Here is a 21,586-nt window from a genome sequence, read left to right on the forward strand (position 1 = left end):
GGGGATGGCGCCTTTCGGCGTTCCCTCCGCCGTCACAGGCCCCGCCATCCGTGAAAACCCCGCGAATCCGGGCCGAATCTTGCCATCGAGGGCTCGAACGCTGGTATGTTCGGAGGCAGAAGCCGGAGCTCGCTCCGAGCTCACCGCATACCAACCAGGTCCAGGAGGACACTATGGCAATGAATCGCAGCGAACTCGTCGCAGCCGTCGCAGAGAAGTCGGGCAACTCGCAGGCCGCCGTCAACGGCGTTCTCGACGCCGTTTTCGAGGTCTTCACCGCCCAGATCTCCAAGGGCGAGAAGGTCACGATCCCCGGCTGGCTCGCCGTCGAGCGCACGGACCGTGCCGCTCGCAAGGGCCGCAACCCGCAGACCGGCGCCGAGATCGAGATCCCGGCCGGCCACGGCGTCAAGCTGACCGCCGGCTCCAAGCTCAAGGCCGCCGTCGCCAAGTAGTTCTCAGTCGCCGTCTGACGGCGAGAGGCCGCCTTCCCCGAGCAGGGGAGGGCGGCCTTCGGCGTTTCGCGGCCGACGCGTAGAATGGACGGGTACGGCGGACGGCAACGGAAGGGGCGGCTGATGAGCACTCTGACGCGCGCTGCCCTTCTGGCCGCGCTCGCCACGCTCTTCGCGTCCGCCGGTCACGCGCTCGCCTCGCTGGCGGGCGGTGGGGGCCACGGGCTCTCGCTCGGCGGCTTCGCGGTGGCGTGGCTCATGGCCGTCATGGTCGCCTCCGTCTTGACGCGCTTCCGGCGCTCGGCGGCTGGCCTCGCGGCCATCCTGGGCCTCGGGCAGCTGGGCTTCCACGCGATCTTCATTCTCACCGCCCACGGCGCTTCTCACGACGACGCCCACGCCGCGGCGGCCTCCGCCGCCGCCTCGGCTCCCGCGGTGCTGGGCGGCCACGCCGCTCACGGCTACCCGGCCGTGCCCGTGCCGCACGCTGCGGGCGCGGGCCAGAGTGCCTTCGCCTCGTTCCTCGAGCCCGCGATGCTCTCCCTGCACGGGGCCGCGTGGCTGGCCAGCGTCGTCGTCGTCCTCTGGGCCCTGCGCGCAGCGGACCGCACCGCTGGCGCCGTGAGGATGGCCCACTCGCCGGCGCCGGCGGGCTTCTTCGGCCCGGGCGCCGCCCTCATTCTCTTCGAGACGTTCGCGGCCGTCCGCGCGCGGCTCGAGTCCCGTCTGCGCACCGTGCGGCTCGAGGCGGAGGCCTCGCCGCGCTGCGCGAGGTCCAGCATTCTCTCGGCGCCCCTCGGGGTGCGCGGGCCGCCCGTGTCCTGACGCAGTCTCCACTCACGTCAGGACCCACGAAAGGCAATTCCCATGAGAGCCGCATTCAGGCGAGTCCTCCTCGCCGCACTTCTCCTCTTCGGGCTGACTGCTGGGGCCACAGTCCCTGCCACGGCCCACGATCTCCTCGTCTCCTCTGACCCGAGAGACGGCCAGACCATCCCCGCGTCCCAGCGGGCGTTCACGCTGACGTACTCGGACAAGATCCAGACGTTCGGCGCCGAGGTCATCCTCGAGGACGCCAAGGGCAAGCGCCGGACCCTGACCCCGCAGATCTCGCGGGACCAGCTCCGGCTCACGCTGGATGAGGACTTGCCGCTCGGGGAGGGCACCCTCCGCTGGAGGGTTGTGTCCTCGGACGGACACCCGATCGAGGGGATCATTGCCTTCACTGTTGCGGATCCGGGCGCGAGCACGACTGCGACTCCGACGGCCTCGTCGCCGGCCTCTCAGCCGAAGACGACGGCCGTGCCCTACCAGGAGCAGCCGGGCGTCAACTGGCCGCTCCTCATCGTCGGAATCACAGCAGTCGCGTGCGGCATCGCCGGGGGCATCCTCGGGATGCGCATGCGCAAGAAGGATTGATCAGCCATGAAGAACCTCTCCACGAAGTCCACGAAGCCCATCCTCACCCTCGCGGCCGCCGGCGCCCTGGCCCTCAGCCTCGCCGCCTGCTCCAACGGGGGCGGCACCGCGCAGCCCTCGGCTTCGGCCAGCGCGTCCGCAGCACCGAGTGCCTCGGCGTCCGCCGCCTCGCCGGCCGCGTCGCCGAGCGCCTCGGTCAACGAGTCCAAGCCGCACCACCACGCGCCCATCGAGTCCGTGTCGGCGACGTTCGCCCCCGCTGAGAAGGGCGGGAAGACGTACGTTCTCGGCACGCTCAAGAACACGGGCACCACGGCGATCACCATCAAGAGCGCCTCGAGCAAGTACGCGGGCACGGTCGAGCTCCACAAGACCGCAGCCGATGGCACGATGAGCGTCGACACCGAGGGCTGGACGATCGAGCCCGGCAAGACCCTCGAGCTCAAGGACGACGGGTTCCACATCGCCGTCAAGGATCTCAAGGCGGGGATGAAGAAGGGGGACAGCCTCGAGATCACGCTGACCACGACCGACGGCCCGGCGCACCTCGACCTGGTCGCGGGCGAGGCGGCCGCAGGCGGTCACCATCACTAGTCCAGTGTCCTCTCGCGTGCCCCGGTGGGCGCTTGCCGCAAGCCTGACGCTTGCGGCGGCGCTCGCCGGGGTGGTGGCCGCGCTCGTCATGACGGGCGCGGCCGCGCCGCGGGACCTCGGCGATCCCGGCCCCGCCGTCCGCTGGGGGCTGCCCCTGGCGCGCTCGATCTATGACGTGGCCTCCGCCGCCGCGATCGGCGGCCTTCTCTTTGCGTCCTGCATCGTCCGCCCGGACTCGCCGGTGCAGCGCGCCGCCACTGGGCTCGCGGGCGCCGCGGCGCTCGTCTGGACGGCCATGGCCGCCGCCGTCGGAATCCTGACCTACGCGGACGCCTCCGGGCTCCCGCTCTCCGGGGACGCGGCCTACACCCAGGCGCTCGGGGAGTTCTTCACGCAGTTCGACCTGGGGCGCGCATGGCTCGCCGCGTTCCTCGTGGCGTGTGTGGTGACCACACTGACCTTCGCCGTGCGCTCCCTGACCGCGTTGGGGCTGACGCTCATTCTGGCGGTCCTCGGGATTGTGCCCATGGCGCTCACCGGGCACTCCGCGAGCGGTGACGACCACATGGCCGCCGTCAACTCGATGGGGCTGCACCTGCTCGGGGCGAGCCTCTGGGTGGGCGGCGTGCTCGTCCTCGCGGTCGTCGGCGTTCGGGCCCTGGCCCGCAAGGACATCGTCGCGGAGGACCTCGCTGTGGCGGCAGCGCGCTTCTCGCCGGTGGCGGCGGTCTCGCTCGTGCTCGTCGTCGCGTCGGGCGTGGTCAACGCGCTCGTCCGCATCACCGAGCCGGCTCAGCTGCTGACCCCCTGGGGCACGATCATTCTCCTCAAGACGGTCCTCGCCCTCGCGGCCGGCTACCTCGGCTGGCTGCATCGCAGCGTGACCATTCCCCGCCTGCCGGAGGCCCCGCGCCTCTTCGGCCGCCTCATCCTCGTCGAGGCCCTGGTGCTGGGGCTCGTGTCGGGGCTCGCGGCGGGCCTCGGGCGCACGTCGCCGCCCCGCCCGGAGGAGCTGCCGCCTGCGGCGACCCCCGCGCGCATTCTCACGGGGTACGACCTCCCGCCCGAGCTGACGGCGGAGCGCTTCGTCGATGTGTGGCGGCCGGACTGGCTGTGGATCGCGGTGGCCGTGGCGCTCCTCGTCGCGTACGCGCGCGGCGTCGTGCGGCTGCACCGGCGCGGGGACTCGTGGCCCATTGCCCGGTTCGCCGCGTTCGTCGTGGGGCTCGCGGCGCTGACGTACTTCACGTCCGGGGCGCCGGCCGTCTACGGCCAGGTGCTGTTCTCGCAGCACATGCTGGAGCACATGGCGCTGACGATGTTCGTGCCGATGTTCCTCGTCATGGGCGCACCCGTGACCCTCGCCCTGCGCGCCCTTGCGCCCAGGCAGGACGGCACGCGGGGGCCGCGCGAGTGGATCCTCATCCTCGTCCACTCGTGGTGGTCCCGGTTGGTGACGCACCCGCTCGTCGCGGCCGCGAATTTCGTCGGCTCGATCATCCTCTTCTACTACACGGACCTCTTCGGCCTGACGATGACCTACCACGTGGGTCACGAGCTCATGGTTCTGCACTTCACGCTCACGGGCTACATCTTCGTGCTGACGATGATCGGCCAGGATCCGCTGCCCAAGCGGTACCCGTATCCGCTGCGTCTCGTGCTGCTCTTCGCCACGATGGCCTTCCACGCGTTCTTCGGCGTGACGCTCATGGGCTCGGACGTGCTTCTGCAGCCGTTCTGGTTCGGCAACATGGGGCGGCCGTGGGGCCTTGACGCCATCGGGGATCAGCAGCTCGGCGGCGGCATCACGTGGGGCGTGGGCGAGCTGCCCACCCTGGTCGTGGCCCTTGGCGTGATGCTCCAGTGGTCTCGCGCGGACACGCGGGAGTCTGCCCGCAAGGACCGCGCGGCGGACCGGGATGACGACGCCGAGCTGCGCGCCTACAACGAGATGCTTGCCCAGCGGGCCCGCATGGGTGGGCCCCGCCCGTAGGCCTGGTCGCGCGGCGGCCCGGTGGGGGCCTCTCGGCTCGTCGGGGCTGCGGGCCGGCTGGCCGCCGGGCGTGAGACGTGGTCCCGCCCCCTCGCGCGGGGGAATCGGCAGGCCGCGGGGGCTGGCTGCCGTGCCCGGCGTGCAGTTGGGCGGCGAGAGGGCGGAACAGGTCGATCCTACGCAGATTGTTAGGCTCCGTTTGTATGCTTGGCCGTCCCAGTGCTAGGGCCATCTTTTGTCTTAGGGCGTACGCTGTCTCGCCCTCCCTGAAACAGGGACTGGACGGCTCGCCCGAGTCTCGTATGTCTTACGGCCCTTCCCCGCTTTGTGCCGTCTCAAAATATGGACGATGTTGGCCGGGGCCCACTCAGGGTTCGTTCGGTGCCGTCGGATACCGTGGGGGTGGTGTTACCGGACAGAACATATACATATCGCATGATGAACATTGCTCTGGAGGCTTGAGATGAACCGTTACGTCGTCCTTGTAGATGCTGGATACCTTCTCGCTTCAATGGCCCGGGTCTTGACGGGCTCGTCCAACCGCAACATGATCCAGGTGTCGTGGGAGAAGCTCGTGGCCCAGATGAAACTTGAGATCGCTGAGCGCCAGGAGAGCCAGTCCCCGGGCTCGCAGCTGTTGCGAGTGCAGTGGTATGACTCGCCGCCCGAGGATTCGGAGGGCAAGCGCTCCGCGGAGGAGGCGTTCTATGCGATCGACGCGATCTCCCGCACCAAGACGCGGATCGGCCGCACGAGCTTCGGCAACCAGAAGGGTGTGGACGTCAAGCTCGCCCTGGACATCGTCAACCTGGCCATGCGCGGGCTCGTCACGGACATGTATCTCGTCTCGGGGGATGACGACCTGACCGAGGCCGTCGAGATCGCCCAGGACTATGGCGTCCGCGTTCACCTCTACAACGTCGCGGCCATCGAGGGCTCGCCCGCGAAGGCCCGGTTCGGCCTCTATTCCACGGCCACGAACCTCGCCCGCCGCGCGGACGAGCGCCACACGATCTCCCCCGAGGTCATCCAGCGCGCCGCGAGCATCGCGCCGCGCATCCTGCGGGAAGAGGACGGCGAGGACAGGATCGGCGCCGTGGCTCGCATGGCGGCCGCAGCGGCCGGGTCCGGGTCTGCTGAGGCGGTGGCCGCAGCGGTCTCCGAGGCGGCTGCGGGCGCAGGGGCAGGGGCCGATGCCGACCTTGCGGCCCTTGAGCCCGCCGGTTCGCCGGAGGCGGTGGCCACCGGCGGCCTCGCTGTTGAGGCCGGGGGCACGCAGGCTCCGCCCCGGCCCACGGACACGCCCAGCGCGGTCACCGCGGGGCGGGCCCCTGCCGTGCCGGCGGTGCCCAGCGCTGCGGGCCGCCCCGGTGAGGCGGCGGCCGCCGGGGGCAGTGCGCCCGCGGGCTCCGCCGCCCCGGGGAGGGCCGTCCGGGCCGAGTCCAGCGCGAGCGGCGGCGAAGGCGCCGCGCCAGCACCGTCGTCGTCCACTCCCGTGGCGCGCCCCGGGGCCCAGCAGCAGGAGGCCGCCCCGCGCGTGCCCATGCCCATCACCCCGAAGCTGGTGCCGATCAAGAAGCAGGAGATCGTCTACCGCTCGCCCTCGCCAGGGGCCCGCCTCGAGGACATCGAGAAGCAAGAGGCGGCCACGATGTACGAGGCCATCGAGCAGGTGGTGCGCCAGACCGTGGCGTCCCTCGTGGCCGTGGGGCGCGTGGAGTCCGTGCTGCGGAAGTGGACGCGGCCCAGCATCCCCTCTGACATCGACAGGGCGCTGCTCATCGACGTCTGCCTCGCGCTCGGGGACCCGGACATGGACATCCCCTCGTGGCACAGGCAGGAGATGCGCAACGTCTTCTGGGACGAGATCGAGGCGCTCGAACTCGACTAGGCAAGCGGCCGCGGCGTTTCGCCGTCCGCCCTGCGGGAAGCCGACCGGCCCGCCCGGCGCCGTGGCCTAGGGTGGAAGAACCATGCATGTCGAGCGAGGAGGCACCGTGAGCGCCGAGAAGTCCATCCGAATCCAGGGGCGCGTCCGCGCCTCCGAGCTCGAAGGCCGCGGCTGGCTCAACACGGGCGGCGCAGAGCTCAGCCTGGAGAAGCTGCGCGGGAAGATCGTGCTGCTGGACTTCTGGACGTTCTGCTGCATCAACTGCCTCCACGTCCTGGACGAGCTCCGGCCCATCGAGGAGAAGTACTCGGACGTGCTCGTGACGGTGGGCGTCCACTCGCCCAAGTTCGAGCACGAGGCAGACCCGGACGCGCTCGCCGCGGCCGTCGAGCGCTACGAGATCCACCACCCGGTCCTCGACGACCCCGAGCTCATCACCTGGCAGTCCTACGGGGCGCGGGCCTGGCCCACGCTCGTCGTCGTCGACCCTGAGGGGTACATCGCCGCGAGCCTCTCCGGCGAGGGGCACGGAGGCGGGCTCGGCCGGCTCATCGAGGAGCTCATCGAGGAGCACGAGGCCAAGGGAACCCTCCACCGCGGGGACGGGCCATACGTGCCGGCCCCCGCCCAGTCCGGGGACCTCCGATTCCCGGGCAAGATCGCCGCGCTCCCGGACGGCTCTTACCTCGTCGGGGACTCGGGGCACCACCGCATCACGCACCTCGAGGCGGACGCGCAGACCCTCCGCCAGGCCTACGGGTCCGGCGTCAAGGGGTTCGCGGACGGGGACGCGGGGTCGGTCCAGTTCAACGAGCCGCAGGGTGTCCTGCCCCTCCCCGCGGACGTCGCGGCGGCGGCCGGGTACGACGTCCTCGTGGCAGACACCGTCAATCACCGCCTCCGCGGCCTCAACACGGCCACGGGGCAGGTCACCACGGTGGCCGGCAACGGCGTGCAGCGCCTCATCCAGGACCCGGGAGCGGCCGCGCGCGAGGCCGCCGATCTCGCCGACCACCCGGCCGTCGAGGTGGCCCTGTCCTCCCCGTGGGACCTCGTGTGGTCCCGCAAGCTGGGCCAGGCCGTCGTGGCCATGGCCGGCACCCACCAGATCTTCGCGTTCGAGCCCGTGACCGGGCGCGTGAGCCTCCTCGCCGGCACGGGGAACGAGGGCCTGCTGGACGGCCCGGCGGACGAGGCATGGTTCGCTCAGACGTCCGGCCTCGCCGAGGACGCGGACGGCGACATCTGGCTTGCCGACTCTGAGACCAGCGCCCTGCGCGTCCTGAGAATTGACGACGACGGGGCGGTCGCCGTCGAGACCGCACTCGGTGTCGGCCTGTACGACTTCGGCTACCGGGACGGCGCTTCCGCCGAGGCCCGCGCCCAGCATCCCCTCGGCGTGACCGCGCTGCCGGACGGCTCCGTGGCCTTCGCCGACACCTACAACGGGGCCGTCCGCCGGTACGAGCCCGCCACGGGCACCGTGTCCACCCTGGCGCGCGGGCTCGCCGAGCCGTCAGACGTGCTCCTGGAGGCCGGCGCCGCAGGCGGGGGAGAGGAGCCGCGGCTGCTCGTCGTCGAGACGAACAAGCACGCCGTCATCCGCGTCCCCCTGCCCAAGGAGGCGCTCACCGTGGATGAGGGCGCGGCGGCCACGCAGCGCCCGCGCACGCCGTTCGCCGCCGGTGCCCTGCCGCTCACGGTCCGCTTCGCCGCGCCCACGGGCCAGAAGCTGGACGACCGCTGGGGGGACCCGACCCAGCTGAAGGTCAGCTCCTCGCCGGAGGAGCTCCTCCTGGGAGGGGCCGGCACGAGCACGGGCCTGACCCGGGAGCTGAGCATCAATCCCGAGGTCTCCGAGGGCGTCCTCCACATCACCGCCCGGGCCGCGGCCTGCGATGGTGAGCCAGGGGGCGAGATTCCCGACCATGCGGCATGCCACCTGTACCAGCAGGACTGGGGCATCCCGGTGACGGTCGTGGAGCCCGGCGCCGCGGAGGTGGACGGCGAGCTCGTTCTCGACCTGCGCGGCGTCAACTAGACGCGACGCCTCAGGGGCCCGGCCGCCACGGCGGCGCGGGGCCTGCCCGGCGGTACCGTGAGGTCCGGCCCGTGGAGCCCGGGGGCCCGCCTGGAGAGACCCACAGGCCCCGGGGAGGCGCGTCCGGTAAACTCGCCACGTAAGGGCCCCTGTCTGGGGCTGCCCCATGCACAGGCTGCGAATCAGCCGAATGAGGGAGGAATCCCATGCCAGCCATCATGATCGTCGGCGCCCAGTGGGGCGACGAAGGCAAGGGAAAGGCCACGGATCTGCTCGGCGGACGCGTTGACGTCGTCGTCAAGCCGAACGGCGGAAACAACGCGGGCCACACGGTGGTCGTCGGCGGCGAGAAGTACGAGCTCAAGCTCCTTCCCGCCGGCATCCTGTCCCCTAATGCCACTCCGGTCATCGGCAACGGCTGCGTGGTCAACCTCGAGGCGCTCTTCGAGGAGATCGACGGGCTCGAGGCCCGGGGCGGCGACGCCTCCCGCCTCAAGGTCAGCGCCAACGCCCACCTCGTGGCGCCGTACCACCAGGTGCTGGACAAGGTCTCTGAGCGCTTCCTCGGCAAGCGCGCCATCGGCACGACGGGCCGCGGAATCGGCCCCGCCTACCAGGACAAGGTCGCTCGCCTGGGCCTGCGCGTCCAGGATGTCTTCGACGAGTCCATCCTCCGCCAGAAGGTCGAGGGGTCGCTTCGGGAGAAGAACCAGCTTCTCGTCAAGGTGTACAACCGCCGCAGCGTGGAGATCGAGGAGATTGTGCAGTACTTCCTCGGCTTCGCGGAGCGGCTGCGCCCGCTCGTCGTGGACTCGACGTACTTCATCAACACGGCCCTCGACGAGGGCAAGGTGGTCCTCATGGAGGGCGGCCAGGCGACGTTCCTCGACGTGGACCACGGCACGTACCCGTTCGTGACGTCCTCGAACCCCACGGCGGGCGGCGCGTGCGTCGGCTCGGGCGTGGGCCCTACGCGGATTACGCGGACGATCGGCATCATCAAGGCGTACACGACCCGTGTCGGCGCCGGCCCGTTCCCCACGGAGCTCTTCGACGAGATGGGCATCCACCTGCAGAAGACCGGCGGCGAGTACGGCGTCAACACGGGGCGCCCGCGCCGCTGCGGCTGGTATGACGCGGTCATGGCCCGCCACGCATCGCGCGTCAACGGCTTCACGGACTACTTCCTGACGAAGCTGGACGTCCTCACGGGGATCGAGCAGATCCCGGTGTGCGTCGCGTACGACGTGGACGGTGAGCGCCACGACGAGATGCCCATGACGCAGACCGAGTTCCACCACGCCAAGCCGATCTTCGAGTACTTCCCGGGCTGGACGGAGGACATCAGCGGCGCCAAGACCCTCGAGGACCTCCCCGAGAACGCGCGCAACTACGTCCTGGCCTTGGAGGAGCGCAGCGGCGCCCGCTTCTCGGCCATCGGCGTGGGCCCGGACCGCGATCAGACGATCGTCGTCCGCGACCTCATCGGCTAGTTCCGCGCACCCCCGCAGTCACGCAGACGTGGCGTGGGAGCGGCGCAAGCGGCCCGGTTCCCGTGAGGGGTTCCGGGCCGCGTCCGTCTCTGCGCCAACGGCCTTGTCAATCCATGCCGCCTTTGACGAATCCACGTCACGTTTCCCGGGTTTGGCCCGCGAAAACTCGCCTCGATCCTGACGCAGTTTGATCAATCGTGACGCAGTTCAACCACGCTCCTCGTCCAGCGTGCGCCGCCAGGCCACATCGGCAGCGGCGGCCGCGAAGCCCATGGCGCTGTTGATCCGGAGCATGTGCACGTTGTGGTCCGAGTTCTCCGTGACGATGACCCGCCCCTCAGGCCAGGCCGCCCGGGCCGCCGCGAGGTTGGCCCGCTTGACGATGGCCCCGAGCCCACGCCCGCGGTGCTCCCGCGCCACGACGGTGCCGCGCTGCTGCACGAGGTGCGGCTGCTCCTTCTTCCAGGCGTAGGAGGTCTGTGCGGCGACGGCCCCGGTGGCCTCGTGGATGATGAGCGTGTCCACCGTGGTGCGCCCCTGCGACCGCAGCCGCTCCTCGGTGCGGCGCAGGCGCTCGGGCGTCCAGATCTCGGACTCGGTGGTGGCCTCGCCGACCGGGATGTCGTCCGCGAAGATGGACAGCAGGGTGCACAGCGCCTCGGCGTGCTCCTCGGGCGCGGCGTCCTCGTACGTCACCGTGCGGTACCCCTCAGGGGCGGACGACGGCGTGGCCGCGAGGAACTCGTCCGCCGCTGGCGAGAAGAGCTCCAGCGTCGAGACGCGCTCCATGAGGGCGGGCCTGAACCCCCACGAGCGGGCGAAGGCCACGGAGGGGTCCTCCGCGGGGAGCCGCCACGTGGTCTCGGGGACGGAGATCGAGGCGGCGGGCTGGGTCTCCCCGTCGGCCTCGTCTCCTGCGTTGACCGTGTCGCCGCCCGGGACGAGGGTGTCCTGTCGGTGGGAGGTGTAGGAGTCGATCGTCGTCCGCCCCATGCGCTGGCACTCGGCGAGGGCCTCGGTCGCGAGTGCGGTGCCGATCCCCTCGCGGCGCCGCTCGGGGGCCACGACGAGGTCGACGACGCCCAGCTGGCGGTTCTCCAGAAGCGGTGCCCAGACCTCCGCGGAGCCGAGGACCTGCCCGTCCTCGCTCGCCACGAGCACGCGGATCTCCATGTCGGGGGAGGCGGCGCTCGCGAGGAGGGCCCGGGGGGTCAGGAGCGAGGCGGCGTCCCCAACGTGCGTGCGGGCCTCGGCGTTGTGCAGGGCGCACACCTGCTCAAGGAGTGCGGTGCTGTCCTCGGAGAGCGGCGTCCATGAATACGTGATCATGGGAACAGTATGCCGCCCAGTGGTTGGTACTTGTCAATCAAACTCGGGGATTGGATTTCCTGCAGCCCGCCACCCGCCGCAGAGCGGCCGCGCGCCAGGGGCTGAAACCGCCGCCAGGCGCGTCGTCGTCCGCCGCTGAAAAGCGCTAAGGCGAGCCTGGCCTCAAGAAGCTGTGCCTCAACTCTCTAGCATTTACCCAGTTGCTCTGACTAATGTCAGAGACATGAAGCTCACCGGAGATTTTGCCAAGGCCATCAACGATCAGGTCACGCTCGAGGTCGAGGCCTCGATCGTGTACCGCCAGCTCGCCATTGAGATGGATGTCATCGACCTCCCCGGCATTGCCGGCTGGTTCCGCGCACAGGCGGAAGAGGAGATCGTCCACGCCAACAAGTTCATCGATCACATGTCGGACCGCGAGGCCCACGCGCGCATCGGGGACATCAAGGCTCCCGCCGTCAAGGCCCCCACGGCCCTCGACGCGTTCAAGGCAGCCCTGAAGCACGAGCAGAAGGTCTCGGAGTCCATCCGCGACCTCTACCGCCAGGCTCAGAAGGACGGGGACATCGACTCGATCCCGCTCCTCAACTGGTTCGTCGACGAGCAGCTTGAGGAGGAGGCCACGGTCTCCGAGATCATCGCGCAGCTCGAGCTCGTCGGCAACGACGGCCCCGGCCTGCTCCGCCTCGACCGCGAAATGGCCGAGCGCCAGGCCGCCGAGGACGCAGCCAAGTAGCCTCGCCGCTGAATCACCCCGCGCAACAGCGCACCGCACCCCGTGTGATTCGGGGACGGCTGCCAGAAGACGCCTTGTCTCTGGGAGCCGCCCCCAATCTGCGGGGTGCCCGCTTTTTCATAGGATGATGGATTCATGAGAATTCTTGTGACCGGCTTTGAGCCCTTCGGGGGAGACCAGGAGAACGCGAGCGGGCAGGCGGTGGCGGAGCTGAGCCGCCTCCTCACCGCGGAGCCTCTCACCGTCGACGGCGAGGAGCCCTATGTGGCCATCGAAATCCTCCCGGTGACGTTCGCCGGCTCGGGGCGCGTCCTCGCGGAGCTCGTGGACCGCCACGAGCCCGACGTCATCCTCAGCATCGGCGAGGCCGGGGGACGCGCGGCCATCACGCCGGAGCGCAACGCCCGGAACCTGGACAACGCTCGCATCCCGGACAACGAGGGCGCACAGCCAGTCAACGAGCCCATCGACCCGAACGGCACCGATCTCGAGTCCCTCGTGGACGTGGAGGCGCTCGTCGAGGCCATCCGGGCGGTGGACCTCCCCGCAGAGGCATCCGACGACGCCGGCCTCTTCGTCTGCAACCACGTCTTCTACGAGGGCGTGCGCTTGGCGCAGTCCCGCGGGGCGCGGGCCGGGTTCATCCACGTCCCGGCGGTGCGCTCGCAGGGCGAGGCCACCGTGGGTGCCGAGACGGACGGCGCCCTCGCGGACCGCGTCTCGGCGCCGTCGCTGACGTTCGCCGACCTGGGCCGGGGCCTCCGCGCGGCCGTCGAGTCTGTGGCCGGTGCCGCGCGGGCGTGACGGGGCTCGACTTCGTCGTCGTCGACTTTGAGACCGCCAACCGGCGTCACGAGTCGGCCTGCCAAGTGGGACTGGCACGCGTGCGGGGTGGGAGGCTCGAGGCCGTCGAGGCGTGGCTCATCATCCCGCCCACGGGGCTCGACTCCTTCGAGGCGGCCAACGTGCGGATCCACGGGATCACCCCCGAGGCGCTCCTGCGCGGATCGCCGCTGGACTGGCCTGCCACGGTGGAGCGCATGCACGCATTCGCGGGGGACCTGCCGTTTGTGGCGCACAACGTTGCGTTCGACAGAACGGTGTTCGGATGGTGCTGCGACGCATTCGGCCTGACCCTGCCCGAGCGCCGCTGGCTCGATTCGCTGAGCGTGAGTCGGCGCGTCCTCGACCTGCCGAACCACAGGCTCTCGACGGTGGTGGACCACCTCGGGATCGAGGGGCACACGCACCACGACGCGGGGTCAGACGCCGCCGTCACCGCGGAGGCGGTCCTGCGCATGGCCGGGCGGTCCGGGGCCGTGAGCGTGGACGAGCTCTGGCCGCCGGCCCGTTCGCGCGGCGCCGGGATGGGTGCCTACACGGGGCGCGGATACTCGGCCAGCGTGGCCGAGCTGCCCGCGCCCAGCCCGGACGCGGACCCCGCCCACTTCTTCTACGGGCAGCGGGTGTGCATCACGGGGGAGATCCCGGGGTGCTCCCGGTGGGACGCCTTTGAGGCCTTGGCCCGGTGCGGGGCTCAGGTGGAGAAGGGCGTGACGAAGCGGACGAGCGTGCTCGTCGTCGCGGGGCGGGAACGGATTGGGCCGGACTACAACCCCCTCCTCGGCAGCGCCAAGGAGCGCAAGGCCGCGCAATACCGGCTTGCGGGCCAGCGGCTTGTGTTCATCGGGGCCGCCGACTTCCGGGCCATGGCCCTGTAGGGCCCGACGGACCATCCCGCCCGGCCTGCGGGCAAGGTCCCGCACACTGAGTCTTGTGCGTCCGGCCCCGGGGTGAGCGCCCCGGGGCGGCGGACGCGGGCAGACCCGGCCTAGCCGAACAGGCCCCCGAGCAGGCCCCCGCCGCCCTTGCGGCTGCGGGACCGGGACGTGCCGAACACGCTGCGGACGATCTCCCGCCCGAGCGTCGAGGCCACGTTGGTCCCCACGCGCATGATGGCGTCGTTGCGCTTCTGGCGCTCCCGCTCCTCGGCCTTCTGGCGGGCCGCCTCCTCCTTGGCGGCGCGTTCGGCGGCCTGGCGCTCTTCGCGAGCGGCGCGTTCGGCGGCCTTCGCGTCCCCTGCGGGCGCACCCTCGCCATAGGGGCGGAAGCCGCCGTTGTCCGGCGCGCCCTGAGCCTCGCCCGGCCCGGCCCCGGCGCCAGCCGTGGCGTCGGCCCCTCCGCCCCGCGCGTCCCGCAGCTTCTCAAACGCGGAGTAGGAGTCCTGCACCGTCCCGTACCTGCCCATGAGTGGGCTCGAGGACACGGCTGCCGCGATGGCCTCGGGGGCCGGGGCCATCCGGGACTGCGGCGCGAACATGCGCGTCCATGCCACCGGCGAGGGGGCGCCCGTCTCGGTCATGACGGTGACCACGGCCTCGCCGATGCCGGCGCTCGTCAGGACGGACTCGAGGTCGTACCCGGACTTGGGGAAGGTCTTGACGGTGGCCGTGAGGGCCTTCTGATCGTCCGGGGTGAACGCGCGCAGGGCGTGCTGGACGCGGTTGGCCAGCTGCCCCAGGACGTCGGCCGGCACGTCCTTGGGGGTCTGCGTGACGAAGAAGATGCCGACGCCCTTGGAGCGGATGAGCCGGACGGTCTGAGTGATGGCGGAGAGGAACGCCTTGGACGCGCCGTTGAAGAGCAGGTGCGCCTCGTCGAGGAAGAAGACGAGCTTGGGCTTGTCGACGTCTCCCACCTCGGGCAGGTCCTGGAACAGGTCCGCGAGGAGCCACATGAGGAACGTGGAGAAGAGCTGCGGCTTGGCCTGCACGTTGGAGAGCTCCAGCGCGGAGATGATGCCGCGGCCGTCGGCGGCGGTGCGCAGGAGCTCGGACGTGTCGAACTCCGGCTCGCCGAAGAAGGCGTCCATGCCGTCTGCCTCGAGGCCCACGAGCTCGCGGAGGATGACACCGGCTGTGGCCTTGGAGAGCCCGCCGAGGTCCGCCAGCGCGGCCTTGCCGTCCGGGGACGTTAGGTACTGGATGACGGCGCGGAGGTCCGCGAGGTTGTAGAGCTCGAGTCCGTTCTGGTCCGCGTAGTGGAAGATCAGCTGGAGGCTGGACTCCTGCGTCTCGTTGAGGTCCATGACGCGGGAGAGGAGGATGGGCCCGAACGAGGACACCGTGGCCCGCACGGGCACACCCTGGCCGTCCCCGCCGAGCGCGTAGAACTCCACGGGGAAGGATGCGGGCGCCCAGTCCTGGCCGATCCCCTGGGTGCGCGCCGTGAGCTTCTCGTTCGCCTCGCCGGGCGCCGCGAGCCCCGAGAGGTCACCCTTCATGTCCGCGAGGAACACGGGCACGCCGTGTGCGGAGAGCTGCTCCGCCATGGACTGGAGGGTCTTGGTCTTGCCGGTGCCCGTGGCGCCGGCCACGAGCCCGTGCCGAGTCATCATGGACAGAGGCAGGCCCACCTGCACCTCGGGGTGGGGTTGCCCCTCGGTCAGCGCGGCACCGAGCCGGATCACCTCCCCTGTGAAGGTGTAGCCGGTGGAGATCGCGGAGAGCTGGTCGTCAGTAGCCATGGCCCCAGAGTACCGAGTGGAGGGCCTCGCCCGCGGCCTCGCCTCGCGTTCTGTGGACAAGTGTCCGACGACGTTGCCTGGCGGCCGTCAGGTCAGCAGCCCTGCCAGGCCGATCATGATGGGAGCCGAGGCCACGGTGGTCAGGAGCACGGTCTGCCTGGCGTGGGCCGTGGCCACGCCGTAGCGGGTGGCGGTGACGAAGACGTTCTGGGCCGAGGGCAGCGCAGCGAGGCTGACGATGATGAACGTGGCCTCGGCGTCGAGCCCCATGGCCAGGGTCATGAGCCAGGCGATGAGCGGCATGCCGACGATCTTCATGATGGACGCCGCCACGATGTCTGTCCGCCCGGCACGCGCGCCGAAGAGTCGCGCGCCCACGAGCGAGATGCCGAACCCGAGCAGCAGCACGGGCACTTGCGCGGCAGCGAGGAGGTGGACGGGCTCGGTGATGACGTCAGGCAGGTCAATCCGCGCCAGAGAGATGACGATTCCGAGGATCGTTCCCCAGATCATCGGGTTGAGCAGCAGCTGGACGATCACCCTCAGGGGGTTCCGGGAGCGTCCGGGCGCTGTCGTGTCCATGAGGATGACGGTGAGGGGCTGGAGCAGGACGAACTGGAAGATCATCGGCGCCACGAGGTAGGAGGGGCTGCCGAGGACGAACGCCGCGAACGGCAGGCCCAGGTTCCCGACATTCGCGTAGCTGCCCGTCAGGGCGCCGATCACCGCCTCATCAGCAGGGCGTCGGCGGGCCCGGAACCAGGCGAACATGATGGCCCAGGCGATTGCCGAGGATGTTGCCGCGATGGTCAGGGGCGCCCCGAAGACGGCCTTGAGGTCCGCCGTGGAGAGCATCTGGAACATGATCGCGGGCCCGGTCACCCAGAACGCGAGCCGGCCCAGCATCGGCTGGGCGCCTTCCCCGAGGAGGTTTCGCTTGCCGAGGATGTAGCCCACCGCGATCACGAGCCAGATGATGGCGTACCCCTCGACGACCTTGAGCATGGGGTGTGCTACTGCTCTCGGCTGGGGGCGCCCTCCGGCGCGGCGGCGTCACCGTGTGCGGTGTCCTCGGGCCCTCCGGCGGGCTCGGCGGGGGCGCCAGCCGCGTCGTCGGGCGCGGATGCGGGGGAGAGGGCCACGAAGCCGAAGAGGCGGACCTCGTCAGGCTCAATGGGGAGGCTGTGCTCCTGCCCCGGGTTGAGCGCGAGGCCCACGCCCTCCGGCAGCATCTCAAGGAGCTCCCGTCCCGTCATGGCAATGGGGTGCGGGGCGGCCTGGAGGTAGTCGTCGACGACGGCGCCGGGCCCGCTGAAGGCGGCCACCGCGGGCTCGCCATTCGGCAGTTCGAGCACGAGCGGCTGCACCGAGTCCCCCTCCGCCGGCGTGGCGAGGAGGACGAGGATGCGGGTCTCCGCGAACGCGCGGGCGAAGTCCGGCTGCGAGAGCCGGCCTGCGCGGCCCTCCCGGATGAGGTCGGAGAGATCGGGTGCGCTGGTCATGGTTCCGAGTCTAGGCCCTCGACCTCGCCCCGGGGCGGCCTTGCGTCAGTGCCGGACGGGCTCCTGCCCGTGCTTCATGGCCTTGTTGAGGGCGAGGAAGAGGTGGACGATGCCGATGGTCAGCGCGATGTGCCCGAGGCCAGCGATGCCCGAGACGGCCGCGGAGGCGTGCACGCCGAGGACCTGCATGACGCCGTGCGTGGTGAGCATGGTCAGCGTGACGAGGAGGCCCGCGTTGTAGAACCAGAAGAACAGGGAGAAGAGGGTCTTGGCCGGGGACTGCGCTGAGGAGAGGTCGAAGACCTTGTCGAGGGCGAGTGCCACGAGGAAGACGATCATGCCGAGGGCCAGCGCGTGCGTGTGCACGACGGAGAGCATGGTCTCCCCGGTGAAGCCGCGGGACTTCGTGAACTCGCGGTAGAAGAGGCCGGCGAGGAGGCCGAGCGTTGCGTACAGGGCTGCGGACGTGAAGAGCTTTCTCATAACAACCACCGTATCGGGGGCAGGCGCCCGGCGGGCTCCACCGTCCGGTTGATGTGGACGGGCACCCGAGGGGCGGTGGCGGGGCTCGCACCGGGTGCCGGGGGAGTGTGCCGAATGTTATATAACGAATTGAATTCAATTCAGCGCAGTTTTGAGCGGGATGTTTTTTTATGAGCCATTCCGCGCCCTTTCGGGGAAGTGCTGAGTGTTAGCGGCTCTAATTCTTTCAGAGGGTTTGCTCGCGGCGCATTTCCTTGATTATTGTTGAGTGGTCTTGCTCGGTGTGCGGCCTGATTTTTCCGGCCCGCCGACATCCCCCTCAATCTCAGGAGTAGTCCCTCATGTCCGACCATCCCTCTGGCGCCATCGCCCCCCGTGTCACGCGCCGGACTGTGGCGCGAGGGGCGGCCTGGTCCGCCCCGGCCATCGCTCTCTGCTCGACGGCGCCCGCCGTATCGGCCTCGACTCCCCCTCGTCCCGAGGATCCATGCGTCCCGCAGGACCTCGTCGTCGACTGGTCCAACCAGGCCGTTTGGACCCGCGACCCGGGTGGCGCCTGGGCGCGCGCGGTCCTCAATGCGGGCAAGCCGAACGAACTGCGCATGACCGTGGCGACGAGGATCGTCGGCTCGATGCGCCTCGGATCGATTGACGGTGCCAAGGGCAACGACAGCCTGGCGCTCAGCCCCGAGCCCATCGGCGGAACGCCGGACCCCGGGCTGACTTTCCACCAGTCCCAGACCTCTGCCCAGCCCGGCGGGTGGAACAACCGGGTCATCTACTCCGTGGCATTCACGGACGGGGCCGGCGCCCCCGTGGTGGTCTCCAATCTCAGGTTCACGATCACGGACATCGACTCCACCGCGGGCGACTTCTGGGACTGCGTGGCCCTGTCCTCCGGCTTCGCGCTCACGAGCCTCGGCGCGGGAGTCCATGGCTCCGGCACGACGTCGGATCCGCTGCGGACCACCGCCGAGAACGGCCCCGTCCCGAATCACTCGGGCCAGGGCAGCGCGCAGGTCTTCTACCCGAAGACGGGCGGCTTCTCGATCGCCTATTGGAGTGCCGCGACATACTTCAGCGGTGTGGACACGGATCAGAAGATCTTCCTCAGCAACATCTCTTTCCGTTACCAGAAGACAATCGGCTGCTGACTTTGTGAGCGGGGCGAGTGGCCCGGGCGTTGAATTCGGCCGGGTCATTCTTTGCGCCCTCATGGGCGAGTGGCCCTCCTGCGCAAAAGGGTGGGGTGGGAATGGGCCTGCGCCTTGGGCTCAGTCGGCGCGCGTCGGCGGGGCGACGAGCTCGGGGCGAACTCGGGGGCGCTGCCGTGCGCACGGCACGCGCAGGCAAAGCAAGGAGGGACTCGCCGCGTGGCGAGTCCCTCCTTGCTTCTCTTGGAGCGGCTAGACAGAATCGAACTGACGTATCCTGCTTGGGAAGCAGGCGCTCTACCATTGAGCTATAGCCGCATGTGGATATGACTCTATCAGGAGCACGGCGTCGCGTCAAAATCGGCGGCCATGCCGCGCCGCAGGGCGTCGAACCAGCGGATGTGGGACTCCACGAGACCCGCCGCGTCGTCGCCGCGCCCCTCCGCGAGCGCGTCGAGGATCTCGTGGTGCTGCTGGCGCAGGCAGCCCGCCACCTCGCCCCAGTGCGGCATTGTGGCAACGGCGGCCGTGACGTACGAGCGGATCGCCTCACGCAGGGACCCCATGACCGTCTCGATGACGACATTCCCTGCGAGGGCGGTGGCCTCGGTGTGGAACTGGGTGTCGAGCAGGTGGAACTCCTCGGCGGGCGTGTCCGCGCTGTCCATGCGCTCGAGCAGGCCGCGCAGGTGCTCGAGCCGCTCCGGCTCGACGTCTCCGCGGGCCACGCGCCGGGCGGCCTCCCTGGCTCCCCAGGTCTCAAGGATCACGCGCGTCTCGATGACGTCCTCGGCGGGCAGGGAGGACGAGGCCATGTGGAGCCTCAGGGCGGCGGACAGGCCCGCGCTGGGCTCGGCGATGATCACCGTGCCGGACTCTGGGCCTGAGCCGGGTGCCGAACGGACGACGCCGAGGACGGAGAGGATGCGGATGGCGTCCCGGACCGACGCCCGCGAGATCCCGTGCTCTGCGGCGAGCGCCCTCTCGCCGGGCAGCCGGTCCCCGAGCCGGAGGGAGCCTGAGCGGAGCCCTTCCTCGACCTCCCGGAGAACGGTCTCGTAGGAGCGGCCTTGGGGCTCGGAGGCGGCGGTGTTCATGGTCAGCTGAGGTCCGTCCTGGATGGGTGGAAGCAGGGACGCGCCCCGCACCGAGGTGCGGGGCGCGTCCCCTGAAGCGGCGAATACTGCCAATTCTAGGGAAGCATCCAGCCGAGGACCGGAGTGGACTGAAGGTAGACGAGGCAGCAGAGGAAGAAGAGCATGCCCACGGACCATCCGATGACGGTCTTGAGGATCTCGGACTCCTTGCCTTCCATCCCCACGCTCGTCGCCGCGATGGCGAGGTTCTGCGGGGAGATGAGCTTGCCGACCACGCCGCCCGTCGTGTTGGCGGCGACGAGCAGGTTCGGGTCGATCCCCGCCTGCGTTGCGGCCGTCTGCTGGAGCTTGGCGAAGAGGGCGTTGGCGGAGGTGTCAGAGCCTGTGACGGCCGTTCCGATCCATCCGAGGATCGGGGACAGGAAGGCGAAGAAGCCGCCCGTCGCCGCGAGCCACGTGCCGATGGCGATCGTCTGGCCGGAGAAGTTCATGACGTAGGCCAGCGCCAGGACGGAGACGATCGTCAGGCCGGCGAAGCGCATCCGCCACAGGGTGCGCCCGATCTCCGCGAGGGCGTTCGGCACCGAGAGGCTGTATCGGCCGCCCTCGGAGCGGACGCTGTAGATGATCGCCACGAGGACGCCCGTGATGAGCAGGAGCGTGCCCGGGTTGGAGAGCCACTGGAAGGCGTAGACCGTGGAGGTGGACACCTTGCCGGAGGTTGTCATGAGGTGGCCGTCGAGGCCCGGCCACGGGATCTTGACGTCCGTGGACGCGAGGGCCTTCGGGACGTTGACGCCGAGCGTCCAGAGCTTGGCCACGCCGAAGAGGATGATGACGAGCAGGTACGGCATGAGCGCCATGACGGTGCGGGAGCCGGTGAGGGCGTCCTCGCGGGAGCCGGCCTCGACTGGGGCGATCCCGAGGCGCTCGCGGGCGGCCTGCGCCTGGGCGTCCCGGGCTGGCGAGCGCCACACCTTGAGGAACAGCACGGCGGCGCCGAGGCCCGCGAGGGAGGCGACGATGTCGGTCAGCTCGTACGAGAAGTAGTTGGCGCAGAGGAACTGGGCCAGGGCGAACGCGCCGCCGGTGACGAGGGCCGGGGCCCACGCGTCCTTGACGCCGCGGCGCCCGTCGATGATGAAGAGGAGGATGAGCGGGACGACGATCGCGAGCAGCGGTGCCTGCCGGCCCACGATGGCGCCGATGTGGTCCGCGGGGAGGTCGGTGAGCTTGCCCGCCGTCGTGATGGGAATGGCGATGGCGCCGAAGGCGACGGGCGCCGTGTTGGCGAGGAGCACCGAAGTGGCGGCCTTGAGGGGCTTGAGGCCGAGGGCCATGAGCATCGTGGCGGTGATGGCCACGGGCGCGCCGAAGCCGGCGAGGGCCTCGAGGAGGCCGCCGAAGCAGAAGGCGATGAGGACGGCCTGGATGCGGATGTCGCCTCCGCCGATCGAGTCGAAGATCCGGCGCAGGTCCTCGAACCGGCCGGAGAGGACCGTGACCTGGTACAGCCACACGGCCATGACCACAATCCAGAACACGGGGAACGCGCCGAAGACCGCGCCCTGGCTGGCGGACAGGAGCGCCAGCCCCACGGGCATCTTCATGACGACGACGGCGACGGCTAGCGCCACGGCGAGGCTGATGAGGCCGGCCACGTGGGCTTTGAGCTTGACGATCGCGAGGAGGATGAAGAACGCGACAAGGGGGATGAACGCCACAAGGGCGGTGAGCGCGACCGAGCCGCCCAGGGCGTCGGTATGCGGGGTGAACGTCGTCATTGCGCGGCTCCTGGTGAGGGACTGAATGGTGGGAGCAATGGTCAGACCACAAAGGTCTGACCACTGAAGGGTACCCGATGTTTCGTGAC

Annotated in this window: 19 protein-coding genes and 1 tRNA gene; 12 read left to right on the forward strand and 8 right to left on the reverse strand. The window is 70.1% G+C overall.

What is annotated here, in order from left to right:
• Positions 1 to 173 precede the first annotated feature (173 nt).
• The 8 genes from J2S35_RS06090 to J2S35_RS06125 all read left to right on the forward strand — a co-directional run bounded on the left by J2S35_RS06090 (position 174) and on the right by J2S35_RS06125 (position 9,886).
• Positions 174 to 455, forward strand: coding sequence for an HU family DNA-binding protein (locus tag J2S35_RS06090; protein WP_309850986.1), 282 nt, complete (start codon positions 174 to 176; stop codon positions 453 to 455).
• 123 nt (positions 456 to 578) lie between these two features.
• Positions 579 to 1,280, forward strand: coding sequence for a hypothetical protein (locus J2S35_RS06095; RefSeq protein WP_309850988.1), 702 nt, complete (start codon positions 579 to 581; stop codon positions 1,278 to 1,280).
• 42 nt (positions 1,281 to 1,322) lie between these two features.
• Entirely contained in the window at positions 1,323 to 1,874 is a 552-nt protein-coding gene (locus tag J2S35_RS06100; protein ID WP_309850990.1) for a copper resistance CopC family protein, read from the forward strand.
• A gap of 6 nt (positions 1,875 to 1,880) precedes the next feature.
• Entirely contained in the window at positions 1,881 to 2,468 is a 588-nt protein-coding gene (locus tag J2S35_RS06105; RefSeq protein ID WP_309850992.1) for a copper chaperone PCu(A)C, read from the forward strand.
• 16 nt (positions 2,469 to 2,484) lie between these two features.
• Positions 2,485 to 4,461 (forward strand): cytochrome c oxidase assembly protein, encoded by a 1,977-nt coding sequence (locus J2S35_RS06110; protein ID WP_309850993.1) that lies wholly within the window; start codon positions 2,485 to 2,487, stop codon positions 4,459 to 4,461.
• A 463-nt stretch (positions 4,462 to 4,924) separates the two neighbouring features.
• Entirely contained in the window at positions 4,925 to 6,352 is a 1,428-nt protein-coding gene (locus J2S35_RS06115; protein WP_309850995.1) for an NYN domain-containing protein, read from the forward strand.
• An 82-nt stretch (positions 6,353 to 6,434) separates the two neighbouring features.
• A complete protein-coding gene (locus tag J2S35_RS06120; protein ID WP_309850998.1) occupies positions 6,435 to 8,393 on the forward strand; it encodes an NHL domain-containing thioredoxin family protein in 1,959 nt (652 codons plus the stop codon).
• Positions 8,394 to 8,599: 206 nt separating this feature from the next.
• Positions 8,600 to 9,886 carry an adenylosuccinate synthase gene (locus tag J2S35_RS06125; RefSeq protein WP_309851001.1) on the forward strand — a complete coding sequence of 429 codons (1,287 nt, stop codon included), beginning with the start codon at positions 8,600 to 8,602 and terminating at the stop codon, positions 9,884 to 9,886.
• A gap of 207 nt (positions 9,887 to 10,093) precedes the next feature.
• Here the strand turns inward: J2S35_RS06125 and J2S35_RS06130 are convergent, their stop codons facing one another.
• Positions 10,094 to 11,215 carry a GNAT family N-acetyltransferase gene (locus J2S35_RS06130; RefSeq protein ID WP_309851004.1) on the reverse strand — a complete coding sequence of 374 codons (1,122 nt, stop codon included), beginning with the start codon at positions 11,213 to 11,215 and terminating at the stop codon, positions 10,094 to 10,096.
• Between the two features lie 223 nt (positions 11,216 to 11,438).
• Between J2S35_RS06130 and J2S35_RS06135 the strand changes: the two genes are divergently transcribed.
• From J2S35_RS06135 to J2S35_RS06145, 3 genes are all read left to right on the forward strand, one after another.
• Positions 11,439 to 11,951 carry a ferritin gene (locus J2S35_RS06135; protein ID WP_309851007.1) on the forward strand — a complete coding sequence of 171 codons (513 nt, stop codon included), beginning with the start codon at positions 11,439 to 11,441 and terminating at the stop codon, positions 11,949 to 11,951.
• 135 nt (positions 11,952 to 12,086) lie between these two features.
• Positions 12,087 to 12,755, forward strand: a complete 669-nt coding sequence (locus J2S35_RS06140) for a pyroglutamyl-peptidase I family protein (RefSeq protein ID WP_309851009.1) — start codon at positions 12,087 to 12,089, stop codon at positions 12,753 to 12,755.
• Positions 12,752 to 13,672 carry an exonuclease domain-containing protein gene (locus J2S35_RS06145; RefSeq protein ID WP_309851011.1) on the forward strand — a complete coding sequence of 307 codons (921 nt, stop codon included), beginning with the start codon at positions 12,752 to 12,754 and terminating at the stop codon, positions 13,670 to 13,672. Before J2S35_RS06140 ends, J2S35_RS06145 begins: the two co-directional genes overlap by 4 nt.
• A gap of 110 nt (positions 13,673 to 13,782) precedes the next feature.
• On the opposite strand, the gene J2S35_RS06150 is transcribed toward J2S35_RS06145, so the two are convergent.
• The 4 genes from J2S35_RS06150 to J2S35_RS06165 form a co-directional block, all read right to left on the reverse strand.
• Positions 13,783 to 15,477, reverse strand: coding sequence for a helicase HerA-like domain-containing protein (locus J2S35_RS06150; RefSeq protein WP_309851014.1), 1,695 nt, complete (start codon positions 15,475 to 15,477; stop codon positions 13,783 to 13,785).
• Between the two features lie 87 nt (positions 15,478 to 15,564).
• Positions 15,565 to 16,482, reverse strand: a complete 918-nt coding sequence (locus J2S35_RS06155; protein ID WP_309851016.1) for an AEC family transporter — start codon at positions 16,480 to 16,482, stop codon at positions 15,565 to 15,567.
• Between the two features lie 8 nt (positions 16,483 to 16,490).
• Positions 16,491 to 16,979 (reverse strand): SseB family protein, encoded by a 489-nt coding sequence (locus tag J2S35_RS06160; RefSeq protein ID WP_309851019.1) that lies wholly within the window; start codon positions 16,977 to 16,979, stop codon positions 16,491 to 16,493.
• A gap of 45 nt (positions 16,980 to 17,024) precedes the next feature.
• On the reverse strand, positions 17,025 to 17,462 hold the full coding sequence (locus J2S35_RS06165; RefSeq protein ID WP_309851021.1) for a DUF2871 domain-containing protein: 438 nt from the start codon (positions 17,460 to 17,462) through the stop codon (positions 17,025 to 17,027).
• 341 nt (positions 17,463 to 17,803) lie between these two features.
• On the opposite strand from J2S35_RS06165, the gene J2S35_RS06170 reads away from it, so the two are divergent.
• A complete protein-coding gene (locus tag J2S35_RS06170) occupies positions 17,804 to 18,616 on the forward strand; it encodes a hypothetical protein (RefSeq protein ID WP_309851022.1) in 813 nt (270 codons plus the stop codon).
• Positions 18,617 to 18,860: 244 nt separating this feature from the next.
• Here J2S35_RS06170 and J2S35_RS06175 read toward each other — a convergent pair.
• The 3 genes from J2S35_RS06175 to J2S35_RS06185 form a co-directional block, all read right to left on the reverse strand.
• Positions 18,861 to 18,934: transfer RNA gene (locus tag J2S35_RS06175), tRNA-Gly, on the reverse strand.
• A 17-nt stretch (positions 18,935 to 18,951) separates the two neighbouring features.
• Positions 18,952 to 19,713, reverse strand: a complete 762-nt coding sequence (locus tag J2S35_RS06180; RefSeq protein WP_309851025.1) for a FadR/GntR family transcriptional regulator — start codon at positions 19,711 to 19,713, stop codon at positions 18,952 to 18,954.
• A 95-nt stretch (positions 19,714 to 19,808) separates the two neighbouring features.
• Complete coding sequence (locus J2S35_RS06185; RefSeq protein ID WP_309851027.1) at positions 19,809 to 21,497, reverse strand: L-lactate permease; 1,689 nt, start codon at positions 21,495 to 21,497, stop codon at positions 19,809 to 19,811.
• Positions 21,498 to 21,586 lie beyond the last annotated feature (89 nt).

This window comes from Falsarthrobacter nasiphocae (assembly GCF_031456275.1).
Lineage (GTDB): Bacteria > Actinomycetota > Actinomycetes > Actinomycetales > Micrococcaceae > Falsarthrobacter > Falsarthrobacter nasiphocae.